Source organism: Aeromonas sp. R2-4, assembly GCF_040908365.1.
In the GTDB taxonomy this organism is placed as follows: Bacteria; Pseudomonadota; Gammaproteobacteria; order Enterobacterales; family Aeromonadaceae; genus Aeromonas; species Aeromonas veronii.
On record NZ_JBFODO010000005.1, the window covers coordinates 16284 to 33647 of the forward strand.

General features: G+C 61.2%; 14 protein-coding genes. 6 read left to right on the forward strand and 8 right to left on the reverse strand.

The genetic code is table 11. The annotated features are described in order from the left end of the window. Positions 1–14: 14 nt before the first annotated feature. The 4 genes from fdhF (at position 15) to fdhD (ending at position 6095) form a co-directional block, all read left to right on the forward strand. Positions 15–2159, forward strand: coding sequence for a formate dehydrogenase subunit alpha (gene fdhF / locus AB5Z05_RS02400; RefSeq protein ID WP_368150010.1), 2145 nt, complete (start codon positions 15–17; stop codon positions 2157–2159). Positions 2160–2355: 196 nt separating this feature from the next. Further along, positions 2356–2655, forward strand: a complete 300-nt coding sequence (locus AB5Z05_RS02405) for a hypothetical protein (protein ID WP_368150011.1) — start codon at positions 2356–2358, stop codon at positions 2653–2655. Positions 2656–3072: 417 nt separating this feature from the next. Further along, positions 3073–5205, forward strand: coding sequence for a sigma 54-interacting transcriptional regulator (locus tag AB5Z05_RS02410; RefSeq protein ID WP_368150012.1), 2133 nt, complete (start codon positions 3073–3075; stop codon positions 5203–5205). Next, positions 5202–6095, forward strand: coding sequence for a formate dehydrogenase accessory sulfurtransferase FdhD (fdhD, locus tag AB5Z05_RS02415; protein ID WP_368150013.1), 894 nt, complete (start codon positions 5202–5204; stop codon positions 6093–6095). Before AB5Z05_RS02410 ends, fdhD begins: the two co-directional genes overlap by 4 nt. A gap of 101 nt (positions 6096–6196) precedes the next feature. On the opposite strand, the gene asd is transcribed toward fdhD, so the two are convergent. The 4 genes from asd to AB5Z05_RS02435 form a co-directional block, all read right to left on the reverse strand. Further along, positions 6197–7309 (reverse strand): aspartate-semialdehyde dehydrogenase, encoded by a 1113-nt coding sequence (asd, locus tag AB5Z05_RS02420; protein WP_071910377.1) that lies wholly within the window; start codon positions 7307–7309, stop codon positions 6197–6199. A 352-nt stretch (positions 7310–7661) separates the two neighbouring features. After that, positions 7662–8969: a D-amino acid dehydrogenase gene (locus AB5Z05_RS02425; RefSeq protein WP_368150039.1), complete on the reverse strand. Its 1308-nt coding sequence runs from the start codon at positions 8967–8969 to the stop codon at positions 7662–7664. A 142-nt stretch (positions 8970–9111) separates the two neighbouring features. After that, the gene (locus AB5Z05_RS02430; RefSeq protein WP_236323333.1) at positions 9112–10632 is read right to left on the reverse strand and encodes a cryptochrome/photolyase family protein; all 1521 of its coding nucleotides are present in this window, start codon (positions 10630–10632) and stop codon (positions 9112–9114) included. Then, complete coding sequence (locus tag AB5Z05_RS02435) at positions 10632–10796, reverse strand: DUF2256 domain-containing protein (protein WP_081849283.1); 165 nt, start codon at positions 10794–10796, stop codon at positions 10632–10634. The genes AB5Z05_RS02430 and AB5Z05_RS02435 overlap by 1 nt, the downstream gene beginning before the upstream one ends. Before the next feature lie 460 nt (positions 10797–11256). Here AB5Z05_RS02435 and AB5Z05_RS02440 point away from each other — a divergent pair, with 460 nt between their 5' ends. After that, positions 11257–12642: a tryptophanase gene (locus AB5Z05_RS02440; RefSeq protein ID WP_368150014.1), complete on the forward strand. Its 1386-nt coding sequence runs from the start codon at positions 11257–11259 to the stop codon at positions 12640–12642. Positions 12643–12774: 132 nt separating this feature from the next. Here AB5Z05_RS02440 and cdd read toward each other — a convergent pair whose 3' ends face one another. From cdd to AB5Z05_RS02455, 3 genes are all read right to left on the reverse strand, one after another. Continuing rightward, positions 12775–13659 (reverse strand): cytidine deaminase, encoded by an 885-nt coding sequence (gene cdd, locus AB5Z05_RS02445; RefSeq protein WP_368150015.1) that lies wholly within the window; start codon positions 13657–13659, stop codon positions 12775–12777. A gap of 197 nt (positions 13660–13856) precedes the next feature. Continuing rightward, the gene (locus AB5Z05_RS02450) at positions 13857–14543 is read right to left on the reverse strand and encodes an LrgB family protein (RefSeq protein WP_236342163.1); all 687 of its coding nucleotides are present in this window, start codon (positions 14541–14543) and stop codon (positions 13857–13859) included. Continuing rightward, positions 14540–14896: a CidA/LrgA family protein gene (locus tag AB5Z05_RS02455; protein WP_005333279.1), complete on the reverse strand. Its 357-nt coding sequence runs from the start codon at positions 14894–14896 to the stop codon at positions 14540–14542. The genes AB5Z05_RS02450 and AB5Z05_RS02455 overlap by 4 nt, the downstream gene beginning before the upstream one ends. A 160-nt stretch (positions 14897–15056) precedes the next feature. On the opposite strand from AB5Z05_RS02455, the gene AB5Z05_RS02460 reads away from it, so the two are divergent. Further along, positions 15057–16766, forward strand: a complete 1710-nt coding sequence (locus AB5Z05_RS02460) for a glycoside hydrolase family 36 protein (RefSeq protein WP_368150016.1) — start codon at positions 15057–15059, stop codon at positions 16764–16766. Between the two features lie 65 nt (positions 16767–16831). On the opposite strand, the gene AB5Z05_RS02465 is transcribed toward AB5Z05_RS02460, so the two are convergent. Then, on the reverse strand, positions 16832–17332 hold the full coding sequence (locus tag AB5Z05_RS02465) for a hypothetical protein (protein WP_368150017.1): 501 nt from the start codon (positions 17330–17332) through the stop codon (positions 16832–16834). Between the last annotated feature and the right edge of the window lie 32 nt (positions 17333–17364).

Consider the following 17364-nt stretch of genomic DNA (forward strand, 5'->3'; position numbering starts at 1 on the left):
CAAGAGTGTGAGTCATGAAAAAAGTCATTACCGTGTGCCCCTATTGCGGCACCGGTTGCAAAATCAACCTGCTGGTTGAAAACGACAAGGTGGTGGGGGCCGAAGGCGCCAACGGCCGGACCAACGAGGGGCAGCTCTGCCTCAAGGGCTATTACGGTTGGGATTTCCTGAACGACACCAACCTGCTGACCCCCCGTCTCAAGAGCCCGATGATCCGCCGCGAGCGCGGTGGCAAGTTCGAGGCGGTCTCCTGGGACGAAGCCATCGAGTTTGCCAGCAGCCGTCTGGCTGCCATCAAGGCGAAATATGGCCCGGACGCCATCATGACCACCGGCTCTGCCCGTGGCCCCGGCAATGAAGCCAACTATGTGATGCAGAAATTTGCCCGTGCGGTGATTGGGACGAACAACGTCGACCACTGCGCGAGGGTGTGACACGCACCCTCAGTCTCCGGTCTGGAGACAACTGTAGGCAACGGCGCCATGAGCAACGCCATTCCCGAAATTCAAGAGACCAAGTGCCTGCTGGTGTTTGGTTACAACGCTGCTGACTCTCACCCCATCGTCGCTCGCCATATCCTCAAGGCGAAGGCAAACGGGGCCAAGGTGATTGTGTGTGATCCCCGTATGGTGGAGACCGCCCGCATCGCCGATCAGTGGCTGCCGCTCAAAAACGGTTCCAACATGGCGCTGGTTAACGCCTTCGCCAACGTGTTGATCAATGAAGGGCTCTACAACAAGGCCTTTGTCGCCAACTACACCGAAGGGTTCGACACCTTCAAGGCCACAGTGGCCAAGTACACCCCGGAATATGTCGAGGGGATCACCGGCCTCAAGGCCGCCGATATCCGCGCCGCCATTCGCACCTATGCCGAGTCGCCTGCGTCCATGATCCTGTGGGGCATGGGGGTGACCCAGTACGGTCAGGCGGTGGACGTGGTCAAGGGGCTGGCGGGTCTGGCGCTGCTGACCGGCAACTTCGGTCGCCGCGGTACCGGTTGCGGGCCTGTTCGCGGTCAGAACAACGTGCAGGGCACCTGTGACATGGGGATGCTGCCGCACCAGTTCCCGGGCTATCAGTCGGTGGCCGATCCCGAGATAAGCGCCAAGTTCGCCAAGGCGTGGGGCGTGGAGTCACTCTCCCAAAAGCCCGGCTATCGCCTGACCGAGCTTGGCCACAAGGTGGAGGAGGGCAAGTGCAAGGCCTTCTACATCTTTGGTGAAGATCCGGCCCAGACCGAGGCAGATCTCGGTCAGTTCCGCCGCACTCTGGCAGGGATGGAGCTGGTGATCGTGCAGGATATCTTCATGACCCAGACCGCCGAGATGGCCGACGTCATTCTGCCCGCCACCAGTTGGGGCGAGCACGAAGGGGTCTACAGCTCGGCAGATCGCGGTTTCCAGCGCTTCTACAAGGCGGTGACGCCCCCTGAGAACGTGAAACCGGACTGGGCCATCTTCTCGTTGATGGCGACCGCCATGGGTTATCCCATGGAGTACCACAACACCGAAGAGATCTGGGATGAGATGCGTGCGCTCTGCCCGCTCTATGCCGGGGTCAGCTACGACAAGATGGCCGATCTCAAGAGCGTGCAGTGGCCCTGTCCGACCGAGGATCACCCGGGCACCAGCACCTTGTTCGAGGGGAATGTGTTCACCACCCCGAGTGGCAAGGGTCAGCTGATTGCCTCCGAGTGGCGGCCGCCGCTGGAGCAGCCCTGTGCCGAGTACCCGCTGGTGCTCTCCACCGTGCGCGAGGTAGGTCACTACTCCTGCCGCTCCATGACCGGCAACTGCTCGGCGCTGCAGACCCTGGCCGATGAGCCGGGCTATGTGCAGATCCACCCGAGCGATGCCAAAAAGCTTGGGGTGAAGGATCAGGCGCTGGTCTGGATCTCGTCGCGCCGTGGCAAGGTGATCACCCGTGCCAACTACAACGACCGGGTCAACGCCGGGGTGGTCTACATGACCTACCAGTGGTGGATCGGGGCCTGCAACGAGCTCACCATCGAGCACGTCGATCCCGTCTCCCACACGCCGGAGTACAAGTACTGCGCGGTGAAGATCGAGCGCATCGACAATCAGCCTGAGGCGGAAGTGTACGTCCAGACTGAATACAGCGCGCTCAAGGCGAAATTGCGCAGCGCAGCCAAAGGCTGACCCGCCCTAAAAAAGGACGTTCTGCACAAATAAGGGAACCCGACTCGGATTTATCGAGTCGGGCACCCTTTTATTACCCAAAAACAGGGGATAAATGATGCAACATGAAATTGGTCGCTTATTCGGAATTTTCTATATTGGCACCTATCTGGCGGCGATATTGCTGGGAATAGGTTGCTATATTTGGCGCGACGAGATGATATTTCTGCTCGGCTTCGGTTTTTTCGGCTGTTTTATGGCAGCACGACTCGCCATGGGCAGCGTATTTTCCGCCTTGAGTATTTCCAGTGCCTGGCTGATCGGGTTTATCTCCACCACCTTGATCAACTGCCTGCTGCTGGGGGTGATCACCCTGCTGGTCTACCTCACTCACCAGTGCGTCACCACCGAGCTTGCCGACAACGCCAGCTGGCTGCTGATGGCCTTCCAGAGCCTGTCGGCCCTCTTTATCTTCGGTGGCCTGAAGTGCTGCCACAGCCGGATCATCACCTCGTAAATTGCCGATGGATGGGCAGCAAACACCATCTTGAAACCCGCAGCCAGCGAAGAGGAAAGGGCAGATCTGACAGTTGACGGCGGCCCACTTTTCGGGCGCCTTAATTGAGATCAAGAACTGATGAAATAACCGGTTAAATATGGCCGTCAGATATATTAAATCGGATTGTAATGAAATTTGAGCTCATCTATGATGAGTCGCCATTCCAATATATCCCCCGATAACGATGTTACTTTTTGTTGTCGTTCGTTAATAACAACTCTGGAATTGCAACATGCGACAGTTTTCGTCACCGCTTTTCTTATTGGCAGCCGCTTTTACGGGCTGCGGCTATTTATTTTGGTGACGAGTGCTTGTCGTGATGCGATGGCATGGACAGCCTGACTGGTGACTAAATCGAAATAACGTGAGGCCGCAATGCTAAATGTGAGTGCCATCCCCCTGGACGAGATCTCTCCCATCTGGGACGACGGTTTCCTCCTGCTCTCCAAATCCCTCCTGTCGGCCGTGACGCTCGATGATTTTATCCACAAACTCAACAAGATAGATGCCAGCTTCGGCGGCGTGACCCGGGTCAACCTGATCCTCAACATGGGTGCGGACGAGGAGGCCATCTTCTACTTCATGGGACATTCCGGCCCAAAGCATCTGGTCTGCCCCAAGGCAGAGCTGCACCTCTCCCCCCGTCCTACCAAAGAGACCCCGGAACAGGCCATCATTCTCGCTGCCGCCCGCTTTGAGAATCGCTGCCCGGCGCTGGATCGCGAAGGGGTCTACGGGGGGCTGCGCTCCTACTGCCAGCTCCCCATCACCACCGCCCGCAGCCACCTTGGCGGGGTCGAGTTTATCAACACCCAGCTAGACAGCTTCACCATGGAGACCCTCGCCAAGCTGACCCAGCTGGCGGCCATTATCGCCATTGCGCTGGAGAACGTGCTCGACAAGGAGCGTACTCTGGAGCAGGCCAACTCCCTGCGTCTTGAGCGCGACAGCTGCAAAATTCTGGTGGATGTGACCAACGCGGTGATCAAACTGGTGCGCATCGCCGAGCTGCCCAAGAGCCTGTTTACCATCCTGCACCACCACTTCGGCATCAGCAGCTTGTGTCTGGCCGAATACAACGCCACCTCCGACAGCTTCAAGAGCTATCTGGTCAATCAGCACCAGAGCGATCAGCCGGGCATCATCGATCACTCCTGTTTTGAAAAGAAGTGCCTGCAGGGGGCCCTTGGCCACAGCGAGCCGTTTTTCGTCTATCGCGAACACGGCCACGGCTGCAGCAATCGCTGCCGCTTTACCTCCCAGATCCTGCCGCCAGAGGCCGACAGCTCCTGCATTTTGCCGCTGCGCTATCGGGGCAACCTGCTGGGGGTGTTGATCCTCTCGCACCCCAACGCCGACTTCTTTGCTGATATCGATATCTCCTTGCTGGAGCAGGTGGCGGCGCGCACGGCCATAGCCATGAATAACGTGCAGGCCCAGCAGGAGATCTCCAACACCAACGGCGCCAAAGAGAAGACCATTCGCATCAACGAGCCGCAGATGCAGGGGGAGTTCCCCCACATCATCTACCAGAGCGCCGTGATGGCGAACGTACTGGAGAAGGTGCGGCTGGTGGCCGAGAGCGACAGTACCGTGCTGATCCTCGGCGAGACCGGCACCGGCAAGGAGCTGATCGCCCAGGCCATTCACGCCCTGAGTGCCCGCCACGATCACGAGATGGTGAAGGTGAACTGCGCCGCCATTCCAACCGGCCTTATCGAGAGCGATCTCTTTGGCCACGAGAAGGGGGCCTTTACCGGCGCCCTGACCCAGCGGATCGGCCGCTTCGAGCGGGCCCACAAGGGCACCCTGTTCCTCGACGAAGTGGGGGATATGCCGCTGGATTTGCAACCCAAACTGTTGCGGGTATTGCAGGAGCACGAGCTGGAGCGGGTCGGCAACAGCAACCCCATAGCGGTGGATGTGCGGCTGGTGGCCGCCACCAACTGCGATCTGCTCTCCATGGTCAAGAACAAGCGTTTCAGAAGCGATCTCTACTACCGCCTCAATGTCTTTCCCATCGAGCTGCCGCCGCTGCGCGAGCGCCGCGAGGATATTCCGCTCTTGGTCAATTTCTTTATCAAGAAGATCGCCAAGCGGATGCGCCGCACCATCACCTCGATCCCCGCCGATGCCATGAAGATGCTGGTGTCGCTCCCCTGGTACGGCAATATCCGCGAGCTGGAGAACGTTATCGAGCGCGCCGTGGTGATGACCCGCGGCCATGTGCTCAACCTCTCGCCCGATGAGCTGATGCCCCTCAAGGGCTACCACAAGATTGAGACCCTGGTCTATGACGAGCCCGCCACGCCGCTCTTTGCCGAGGAGGGGCCGACCGATGAGCGCGAGGCGATCATCGCCGCCCTGCGTGACTGCAACGGCATCGTGGCTGGTGAGCGGGGGGCGGCCAACCGCCTCGGTATGAAGCGCACCACCTTGCTTTCGAAAATGAAGCGGCTCGGCATTTCGGCCCGGGATCCCGAGATCATTGATGGGGTCGCACCATGAGAAAGGCCATAGAGCTTGAGGCGCGGAGCGAGCAAAAACAGAACGAACAGTGCGAGCAGAGAGAACAAAGAGAGCAGAGCGAACAGAACGAGCTGGCCCGCTGCGCCATCCACCGCGAGGTGGTGCACTACCGCGCCGATACACTGACATGCGACAGCGAAATGGCGCTCCCCTCTGAGACGCCGGTGGCGCTGGTCTACAACGGTATCGCCCACAGCGTGATGATGTGCTCGGCTTCCGATCTGGAAGATTTTGCCACCGGCTTTTCGCTATCCGAGGGGATCATCGACAGCCTGCTCGATATCCACGACATCGAGCAGATAGACGGCTGTCAGGGGATTGAGCTGCATATCACCCTGGCCAACCGCTGCATTCATCGCCTTAAAGAGAAGCGGCGCACCCTGGCGGGCCGTACCGGTTGCGGCATCTGCGGCAGCGAGAGTCTGGAGCAGGTGATCCGCACCCAGCCAAGCTTGCCCGACAGCCAGCGTCTGGCGGTGGGGCATATCGACAAGGTGCTGAGCGCGCTGCGCCCGCTCCAGCTGCTGGGCCAGCGCACCGGCGCTACCCATGCGGCTGTGCATCTGGATGGTGAGGGCAATATTCTCGCCATCCGCGAGGATGTGGGACGCCATATTGCGCTGGACAAGCTGGTGGGCCATCTGTGCCGCACGGGTCGCCGTGACGGTGCCATTCTGGTGACCAGCCGCGCCAGCTTCGAGATGGTGCAAAAGTGCGCCAGCGCCGGAGTGGAAATATTGCTCGCCATTTCCGCTGCCACCGAACTGGCGGTCGAGCGGGCCGAGCAGACCGGGCTCACCCTGGTGGGCTTTTGCCGTCCCGGGCGGGCCGAGATCTACAGCGGCTGTCAGCGCATTCTGCTTAAGTGACAGCAAGAGTGAGAGCCTGCTAAAGGGCTTATAAAAACTGGCAATGAAAAAGGGCGGGGAGTGTGACTCCCCGCCCTTGTTGTATCTGCTGCTGTGGCGGCTTAGCGTGCCAGCAGGATACGCAGCATGCGGCGCAGCGGCTCGGCGGCGCCCCACAGCAGCTGGTCACCCACGGTAAAGGCGGCCAGATACTCAGGGCCCATATTGAGTTTGCGCAGACGACCGACCGGAATGCTGAGGGTGCCGGTGACGGCCGCTGGAGTCAGCTCGCGGGCGGTGATGTCGCGATCGTTGGGGATCACTTTTACCCAGTCGTTGTGGGCAGCCAGCAGCGCTTCGATCTCTGCCAGCGGCACATCTTTTTTCAGCTTGATGGTGAACGCCTGACTGTGGCAGCGCAGGGCGCCGATCCGCACGCAGAGACCATCCACCGGAATGACGGCGTTTTCGATACCCAAAATCTTGTTGGTCTCGGCCTGACCCTTCCACTCTTCACGGCTCTGGCCGTTGTCGAGCTTGGTGTCAATCCAGGGGATAAGGCCACCGGCCAGCGGTACGCCGAAGTTGTCCACCGGCAGGGTGCCGGAGCGGGTCTTCTCGGTGATCTTGCGCTCGATGTCGAGAATGGCGGAGGCGGGATCCGCCAGCTCGACCGCCACTTCATCGCGCAGCATCCCCATCTGGGTGACCAGCTCGCGCATATGGCGGGCACCGCCACCGGAGGCTGCCTGATAGGTAGCTACGCTGACCCACTCCACCAGATCGGCCTTGAACAGGCCACCGAGGGCCAGCAGCATCAGGCTGACGGTGCAGTTACCGCCAACGAAGGTCTTGATGCCGTTGTTCAGGGCATGCTCGATGACGTCGCCGTTGACCGGATCCAGAATGATGACGGCGTCTTTCTCCATCCGCAGGGCGGAGGCGGCGTCAATCCAGTAACCCTGCCAGCCAGCGGCTTTCAGGCGCGGATAGACATCCTTGGTGTAGTCGCCGCCTTGCGCGGTGATGATGATATCCTGCTTGGCCAGCGCCTCGATATCGAAGGCGTCCTGCAGAGTACCGGCATCGACGCCGAAGTTGGGGGCGGCCTCACCGGCCTGGGAGGTGGTGAAGAAGGTGGGTTGAATATGGGCGAAATCCTGCTCTTCCTGCATCCGGCTCATCAGAACCGATCCCACCATGCCACGCCAACCGACCAAACCTACTTTTTTCATATTGTCCTACCCTGGATTGCTGCTAAAGAAACTTGCGATGACACCCGTAACCCCTTGTCTGGCGACGCCTGTTTACAAGCGGTTTACAGGCCATTTAAAAAATATGCGCTGCGAAAAATGCGTCTATCCACATTACGGATTGTGACGGCTTGCGCAAGTCGAATTGCGCAATATTCTGTGCCGTTTGCTGCATTAACCGGCAGCCAGAGCACCGCTCAGGCAGACGGGGAGCGAGAAGGTCAACATCAGACGAAAAGGCCACCGTTTATGGCGGTGGCCTGTCAATAAAGCGGTTGAGGACGTCCTCTGCTGGGCGTAGTTGGCGAGTGAAACAGCCCGACAGCTTGGGTGCTTAGCCGTAACGAGCCAGAGTGAGCCCCTCATCGCTGATGGCGGGTTCGCTGCCGCTGATGAGATCGCACAGAAGCTGACCCGAACCGGCCGCCATGGTCCAGCCCAGGGTGCCGTGGCCGGTATTGAGCCAGAGGCCGGGAATGGGGCTTGGTCCCACCAGCGGGGTGCCGTCCGGCGTCATGGGACGCAGGCCGGTCCAGAACTCGGCCTTGCTGATATCGCCCCCTTCGGGGAAGAGATCGCCCACCACCATCGCCAGGGTGTCGTGGCGTCTGGGGTTGAGAGCGAGGTTGTAGCCCGACAGCTCCGCCATGCCGCCGACCCGGACCCGCTCGTCAAAACGGGTGATGGCCACCTTGTAGGTCTCGTCGAGCACGGTGCTGCGCGGTGCGGCCTCGGCGTTGATCATTGGCAGGGTGAGGGAGTAGCCCTTGACCGGATAGACCGGCAGCTCCAGCCCGAGCGGGCGCAGCAGCGGCCGCAAAAAGCCGGTGGCATAGCTGCCGAGCGCACAGACGATGGCATCGGCGCGATAGCGCTGCTCGCCCGCCCGCACCGCCACGGCGCGGCCGCGGGCTTGCTCAATCTCGTCGATATCGCAGTTGAAGACGAACTTGACCCCGAGCTTCTCGGCTTCAAGGGCAAGGGCCTTGGTGAAGCGGAAGCAGTCGCCGGTCTCGTCGCCGGGCAGGCGAAGGCCGCCGACGATTTTGCCACGCACCCGCGCCAGCGCAGGCTCTGCCGCCTCGCAGCCGCTGGCATCAAGGGATTGGTAAGGGACGCCATACTCCTCCAGCACCTCGATATCGCGCTCACTGGCATCGAGCTGGGATTGGCTGCGAAACAGCTGCAGGGTGCCGAGCTGGCGCCCTTCGTAATCGATGTTCAACTCGTCGCGCAGCAGCTTCATGCAGTCGCGGCTGTATTCGGCCAGACGCACCATGCGACCCTTGTTGGTGGCATAGGCGGTCGGGGTGCAGTTGGCGAGCATTCTGAGCATCCAGCGCAGCTGGAAGGGGTCAGCGGTGGGGCGCACGGTGAAGGGGGCATGCTTTTGCAGCATCCACTTGGCGGCCTTGAGGGGGATGCCGGGGGCCGCCCAGGGGGCCGCATAACCCGGGGATATCTGCCCGGCGTTGGCATGGCTGGTTTCAAGGGCAACGCCACCCTGCCGCTCCAGAAGGGTCACCTTGTGACCCGCTTTGGCCAGATACCAGGCGCTGGTTACCCCGATCACGCCGCCACCGAGAACCACTATCTCCATATCGTCTTTCCTTGACTGATCTCCTGATGTGGCCACCACCATAATCAGCCGCCACAGGATATTCAACCGCTCTGCGCAGGATTGGGATCTCCGTCTGCTTGCCTGTCACAAGCTGGTGTTTGGTGCGATGGTGAGCCTAATTGCCAGCGTAAAGCGCTGTGATGTTGTGAGGGACATGGCCCGCTTACAACTGCTCCAGCTTGATCAGGTAGTGCTCCGCCGTGGCCAGAATGGCCTGCTGCTGCGCTGCGGCTTGGCCATCCCAGTTGGCATAGGGGAGGGCGAGGCGGGGATTGCCGCCCAGTTTGTCCCGATTGCGCCAGAGAAAGTGCCAGTAGAGGCTGTTGAAGGGGCAGCTCCCATCACCGTGGCGGGCTTTGACCTGATAGTGGCACCCCTTGCAGTAGTGGCCCATCCGCTCGAGATAAGCGCCGCTGCTGGCGTAGGGCTTGCTGCCCATCAGGCCGCCATCGGCAAACTGGCTCATGCCGCGGGTGTTGGGCAGCTCCACCCACTCGATGGCATCCACATAGATACCGAGATACCACTGATCCACCTCGTCAGGATCGATCCCCGCCAGCAGGGCAAAGTTGCCGGTCACCATCAGCCGCTGGATATGGTGGGCGTAGCCATGCTCAAGAGACTGGCCAATGGCGTGGCGCACGCAGGCCATCCTGGTTTCGCCGCTCCAGAAGAAACCGGGCAGCGGTCGGTTGGCCCCGAGAAAATTGCTCTGCTTGTAGTCGGGCATCTTCTCCCAGTAGAGGGCGCGGACAAACTCGCGCCAGCCGAGGATCTGGCGAATAAAGCCCTCCACCTGTGCCAACGTGATAGTGGCCTGATTGGCCTGCCAGTGGGTCTCGGCGGCGCGGATCACCTCAAGCGGATGAAGCATCTTGCTATTGAGTGAAAACGACAAACGGCTGTGAAACAGACTCCAGCCGCGCTCGCTCAGGGCATCCTGATAGCGGCCAAAGTGGGGCATGCAGTGGGCCAGAAAATGGGCCAGCAGCTCGCGACTCTGGCGCCTTGTGATGGGCCACTGCAGCTTGCTGGCATCCGCCTCGCCGATGGTGCTGACTCCGTGGCGGGTCAGCATGGCATCAATCTCGCTCACCTCGTTGGCAAAGGTGAGGGGGTCCGGGATCGGCTGGCTCGCCGGCAATTTGGCGCGGTTCTCGTCATCAAAGTTCCAGCGCCCGCCAAGGGGTTGGCCGCGCTCATCGAGCAGCACTTGGTATTGCTTTCGCAGGGCGCGGTAGAAGAACTCCATCCGGCTGTGGGGATAGCGCTGCCAGCCATCGCGGGGAGTGAGAAAATGCTCGCTCTCCACCTCGGTGGCAGGGATGGCAAGGCCCGCCGCCCAGCTTTTCAACTGGCTGGCGAGGCGCCACTCGTCCGGGCTCTGCCAGGCAACGCTGTCGGCCTGATGTGCTTCGAGCTGAGCTGCCAGCAGGCCGGGCAAGTCGGGCCAGCGGGCGCTCTCATCCAGGGTCAGGTAACAGACGCGGTGGCCCGCCTTGCCAAGGGCTGCCGCGAAGGCGCGCATGGCGGCAAAGAAGGCCAGCACCTTCTGGCGATGGTGGCGGCAGTAGTCGGTCTCCTGGCGCAGCTCTGCCATCAGATAGCAGACCGCCGGATCCGGCGTGCGAAACCAGCTGTGACCGGCGTTCAGCTGATCGCCGAGAATCAGGCGCAGCTCCATCAGACTCGCTCCCCCTCAGGTTGCTGGCTGCTGTGACGAGCGTGGCGACAGCGTTCGCTGCAGTAGCGAACCTCCTCCCAGCTGCGCGCCCACTTGCGCCGCCAACTGAAGGGGCGCTGGCAGACGGGGCAGATCTTCTCGGGCAGATGGGGTTTGCGATGCATGATGGCTTCCGGCCCTGGCTGATGGGGGATGTGGCGTGTGGGTAGGGAGAATAACGAAGCGCGGGCGCGTGCGGATCAACCTCACTGCCAGTTTGCCGCGCAGATGCGCACTTTGTGAGCGGGCGCACAGCCCGTCGGTGCGCCCCTTGTTTGCAAATTAACCAGCCGTTAACGTGGCGAGGCTGCCCGTTGGCAGCATCCATCTATGGATCTTGTTGGCCACCGACTGTCTACAACCGATATGGAGGGGAGTGATGCCAATCATGACAGCTACGCCCCGGGCAGCTTGCCTGCTCGCCCACTGGTATACCCGGGATCCCATTCTCACCTTCGACTTTCCTCACCGCTGATTGGCGGCACCCGCCGTTTGAATTTGTCAGCCGGACGACCCTGATCGCCCCGGCCTCTTTGCCAATCCCGATTTCAAACACACTGGCCTTGCGCCGGTGAGGAGTCTTATATGCGTCGTATACCCGAGCCGTTTCGTATCAAGATGGTCGAGCCCATCAAACAGACCACTGGCGCCGAGCGCCGCGCCGCCCTCGAGGCCGCTGGCTGGAACCCCTTCCTGCTGCTGGCCGAAGATGTCTATATCGATCTGCTGACCGACAGTGGCACAGGCGCCATGTCCGACCGTCAGTGGGCCGGCATCATGATGGGAGATGAGGCCTATGCGGGCAGCCGCAACTTCGTCGAGCTGGAGCGCACGGTGCGCGACATTTTTGGTTACCAGCATGTGATGCCCACCCACCAGGGACGCGGGGCCGAGCAGATCCTCTTCCCCGAGCTGGTCAAACGCTGCAAGGGCAAGGCGCCGGTCTTTATCTCCAACTACCACTTCGACACCACCAAGGCCCACGTGGAGTTGGCTGGCGCGCGGGCCATCAACCTGCTCACCCCGAAGGCCCTCGACACCACGGCCCCTTACGCCTGGAAGGGGGACTTTGATCTCCCTCGCCTGACTGACACCATCGAGACCCTGGGGGCCGCCAATGTGGCCGGCATCATCATCACGGTGACCTGCAACAGCGCCGGTGGCCAGCCGGTCTCCATGGCCAATATGGAGGCGGTTTCCGAACTGGCCCGTCGCCACCATATTCCGGTGGTGATCGATGCCGCCCGCTTTGCCGAGAACGCCTGGTTTATCAAGGAGCGGGATCCGGCCTATGCCAAGTGCAGCATCAAGGAGATAGTGCGCCAGATGTTTGCGCTGGGGGACATCTTCACCATGTCGGCCAAAAAGGACGGGCTGGTCAATATCGGTGGGCTCTGTTGCTTTAAAGAGGATCTCGACCTGTTTCGCGCCGTGCAGGTGCGCTGCGTGGCGATGGAGGGGTTTGTCACCTATGGCGGCCTCGCCGGGCGGGACATGGCGGCGCTCGCCATCGGCCTGAGGGAGGGGATGGATGAGGAGTATCTCACCTATCGCATCAGTCAGGTGGCTTATCTGGGTGAGCGGCTGGCCGAGGCGGGCATCCCCATCCAGACCCCCACCGGCGGCCATGCGGTGTTTGTCGATGCCAAAAAGCTGCTGCCCCATATTCCGGCCGAGCAGTTCCCGGCCCATGCGCTCGCCTGCGAGCTCTATCTGGAAGGGGGCGTGCGCGGGGTGGAGATCGGCTCCCTGCTGCTGGGGCGCGATCCCGCCACCGGCAAGCAGGAGGCGGCGGACTTCGAGCTGTTGCGTCTGACCATTCCGCGCCGGGTCTACACCCGGGATCACATGGACTATGTGGCCGACTGCCTGATCGCGGTGAAAGCGCGGGCCAGCGACATTCGCGGGTTCACCTTCGACTACGAGCCGCCGCTGCTGCGCCACTTCACTGCGCGGCTGAAACCGGTCTGATCAGCGACCGGTTAGACGGGGTGATCAACCGCGCCAAGCCGTGAGATCAAGGGCTGCTCCCGGTTAAACGGCCCAGTAAAAAAGCCCCCGCACCTTGGTGCGGGGGCTTTCGTTTATCTAAGCAAAGCCGGGTCAGACCGCCTGATACTCCAGCTCGACCGAGCCCAGCGCCTTGAGGGTCGACTGGGCGGAGTCACGCTGGCTGATCTGGCCGTTTTTGTTCTCCAGCAGCACGGCGCGGCGGATGGTGGTGAGATCTTCGCCATTAAGCACCGCATGGGCGCAGGCCATCTGCATCGGCGGCAGGCTGGGGTTGAAGGCGGCGTTCTCGGCGTAGCGGCCAGAGAAGATGCGGCCATCGGCAAACTGCAGCGCCACCGCGGCATAGCCCTGACTGTAGGGGGCGTAGCTTTGACGGGCGGCGGCCAGCGCGGCTTGCCACAGCGGGTCTTCGCTTTGAAGCTCGAGCTCTGCGTGATCCTGCGGGCTCATCAGCGCATCCGTAATGTCGAGATCTGCCGGGCCAAACGAGTGGGGCAGGAAGGATTGCAGGGCGCTCAGGTCATCGGGCAGAGAGACCTTCAGGATCTTGGCGGTGCTCAGCTCGTTCATGAACTGACGGCAGTGGCCACAGGGGGTGTAGTTGACGGTGATTTCAGAGATACCGGTCTCGCCACCCAGCCAGGCGTTGGAGATGGCGGACTGCTCGGCGTGCACCGAGTGGAACAGACCCTGGCCCGCGAACTCCATATTGGCGCCGAAGTACCAGGTGCCGCTCAGGCCGCAGGCGATGGCACCGACATAAAACTTGGAGATGGGCGCGACCGAGCAGGCGGCAGCCAGCGGCAACAGGGCTAGGCGCAGGGCGCGATCATCGAGACCTGTGGCGGCTTTCAGGGTGGCGACTTGCTCCGGCGTGAAGCGGGCGTTGAAGTCGGTACTATCCAGCATGGGCTGCACGGCTGCTTTTAGCGGGGCAGAGAGGGTATCGAATGGCTTGGCAAAACGGGGATGCATAGTGTGTCCTCAAAGGCCAATTGGGCGGCCATTGTAGGGAGCAAGCTCGGGTAAATGTGTGAGCAGGCTCACGCCCTGACGGGCAAACGGAGGGGGATGGTAATGGAAACGTTTGTCTTGTGCAAATTGTGCGGCAGGTCGCACCCCGAGAGGCCAGCAGGCCCCTCGGAATGGTCAACAGGTGGTCAATGGGGTGATCAGATCAGCCAGTGATAGATGGCGAACAGCAGCGGGGCGACGGCAGCGGTGAGGATCCCGCACACCACCATGGCGAGCGATGCAAAGGCGCCTTGGGTGATCCCCTTCTCGGCGGAGGTGGCGGTGCCGATGGCGTGGGCACAGGCCCCCATGGCGAGCCCTTGGGCTTCCGGATCGGTCACTTTGATCAGTTTGAGCAGCGGGTAGCCGATCAGGGCACCGACAATCCCCACCACCACCACCACGGCGGCCGCAATGGCGGGAATGCCGCCGATGGACTGGCTGACGCTCATGGCGAGCGGGGTGGTGATGGATTTGGTGGCCAATGAGGCGAGCAGCGCCGGATCTGTGCCCATAAAATGACCGATCAGTAAGGTTGTGCACACCGAGATCAAGACGGAGGCGAGGGTACAGATTAGGATGGGCTTGAGCTTGGCCTGGATCTGGCGCGCCTGCTGATAGAGCGGCAGTGCCAGCGCCACTACTGCGGGCTCCAGCAGCATGGTAATGGGGCTGCTGCCGCGCTCGTACTGCTCAAGGGGCAGATCAAACCAGAGCAGCAGGCCGATGATCACCGCGGTCGGCACCAGCACAGGGTTGATGATGGGCCAGGGCAGGCGGCGATAGAGGGCGCGGGTGGCGAAATAGAGCGCCAGGGTCAGAGGGATCGCTAGCCAGAAGATCATTTGTTCATCCTCTGGTAGAGCCGACCGACGGTGGCGAGGATCAGCACGATCCCGAGCACGATGCAGAGCATGATGACGCCGAAGGATTGGCGCAGGGGCTCAAGCCAGGCCACCAGCCCGACAGCGACCGGCACGAACAGCACGCCCATGTGGCGCAGCAGCAAGCCAGCGCCCAGCTCAACCCAATGCAGCTTGATCAGCTGCAGGGAGAGCAGCACAAACAGCAGCAGCATGCCGATGATGCTGCCGGGAAAGGCGAACGGCAGGATGGCTGCCACGGATTTACCTGCCAGCAGGCAGGCGACGATGACCATAAAGTCACGAAAGTACAGCAAGGCGCGTTGCGCGATCACGTGAACCTCATCGACTGGGAAGAAAAATCGCAGTTTACCAGAGAGGCCGGGTCGCGGCATTAAAACAATAACAACTGAAATCAGTTCATTTGAGGCTGATTTGATTGGCAATTTTTGAAAATTGTCTGATAGAACCCTTTTCGAACTTCAAGGAGTAGTGATGACATCCCTCTTGTCCCGAGTTCGCCAGCTGGCGAACGATAATGCGTTGCCACCCCGTCTGTTGCAAACCCGTCAGTGGGAAGGGCCCCTGTGTCGGGTGCGACTCGACAACACCGGCCCTGATGCCACCCCGGTTGACCGCTGGGTGCTGTTTGACGGCAAGCTTGGCCTGCCGGTGGAGAGCGCCATCTATGGCGAAGGATTCCAGATGCTGGCCCAGACCATGGGGTGCTGGCAATCACCGCAACATGTCGGCCGTTGCCCCGATGCCAGCGTCTATCGCATCACCGATGACAATGGCTATCACACCATTCACAACCTGTTGCTGGTGGAGCATGGCAAGGGGTGGCTGCTGCTCGCCTTTGCCAGCTGCCACCGTTTTGGTGGGGAGTTTCGCCTCTACCCCGATGGTCGCTTGCAGATCCTGATGAACTGCGAAGGGCGGGAACTCGCGGCCGGTGAGCACTGGCAGAGCGAGGTGCTGATCTGCCTCGAAGGGGCGGAGCGCGAGGATCTGCTGGCCGAGCTGGCACGGCTGATCGAGGCTGAGCACGGCTCGCTGATCGGCAAGGTGAGTGAGCGCCCGAGCGGCTGGTGCTCCTGGTATCACTACTACGCCGAGGTAAGTGCCGCCGACATTCGCGAGAATCTGCAGGTGCGCGCCGAGCGCTTCCCGGCCTTGTGCTATGTGCAGATCGATGATGGCTATCAGGCCAAAATGGGCGACTGGCTCACACCATCGGCCAAGTTCGAGCAGGGTGTCGCCTCACTGGCTGCGGAGATCAAACAGGCTGGCTGCGAGCCAGCTCTCTGGGTCGCCCCTTTTATTGCCGAACCCGGTTCACAGGTGTTTCAGGAGCACCCCGACTGGTTTGTGAAGGGGGATGACGGCCTGCCGCTCCCCTCCGAGCGGGTCACCTATGGCGGTTGGCGCTGCACTCCCTGGTATGTGCTGGACGGCACCCACCCCGAGGTGCAAGCGCACCTTGAGCAGGTGTTCCGCACCCTGCGTGAGCAGTGGGGCATCCACTACTTCAAGCTCGATGCCAACTTCTGGGGCGCCATCCACGGTGGACGTTTCCACGATCCGGCCGCCACCCGGGTTGAAGCTTATCGGCGTGGCATGGCGGCCATCCTGCGTGGTGCAGGTGAAGGGGCCTTCCTGCTTGGTTGCAACGCCCCCATCTGGCCAAGCCTTGGCCTGGTGCACGGCATGCGGGTGAGTGACGATGTGGAGCGCAATGGCCACCGCTATCGCCAGATTGCCCACGAGGCCTTCTGCCGCGCCTGGCAGAACGACAAGCTCTGGGCCCTCGACCCCGACTGCATCTGCCTGCGGGATCTACCGAGCCAGCAGGCAAGTAAAGCTGAATACAGTTTCCATCTGGCTGCACTGGTGGCGAGCGGTGGCATGATGCTGGCCGGTGATCGGCTGCAAGATCTCGATGAGGAGCAGGCGGCGCAACTGCGCAAGTTGCTGGCGCTCTGCGCCGCCCGGGCACCCTCTGCCCGTTTCGAGTCGATGGACTTTGCCTGCGGTGAAGTGAGCCTGCCCGAGGGCGGCACTCTGCTCTGCCTCTTCAACTGGGAGGGGCAACCACAGGAGTTTCTGCTGCCAGAAGGGGGAACTGATTTTTGGCATGGGCAGGCAGTCGGTACGGCTGTCACCCTGCAAGGGGGCGAAGGGCGGGTGATCCGCTACGTCTGATCACAACATCACCACATACAATTCAGGCTCCATTACGGAGCCTGAATTGTTTCAATCAGCGGCTATCAGTAACGCCACTCAAAACCGACGGCGTATTTGGCTGAGCCATAGCCCGGGATATCACTGCCGGAGGCGATCGCCTTGAGGGTCAGCAACGGGGTGATGGGCACCCCCAGACCAAAACCGATGGCCAACTGATCATTGGGGTTCCCCATCAGATCGACCCGCATCACCCGATAGAGGGACATATCCTCGCTCAGGTGCATATAGGCTTGCGAAGCGCGGTTATAGACCTGACCAAATATCTCCAGCTGGAAACCTGACTGGGCGCTGATGGCCAGCGGTACCCCGACAAACTTGTAGAGATGGGAGCCGTTGAAGTAGCTGTTGGTTATCAGGGGAGTGAAATCAGTCTGTTGATAAAGAGTGTTGAAGTTCTGTTCTACGATGCGATAGGTCTGCTCGGGCAGGCGAGCAAGATAGTCCGGCACATCGAACCGGTATGCGGCGTTGGCTGCCAGCGGCAGCAGGGCCAGTAATCCGAGCAGTGCGTGGTGACGAGGCATCAGCAAATGGCTTCCGTTCGGCCAAAGAGATC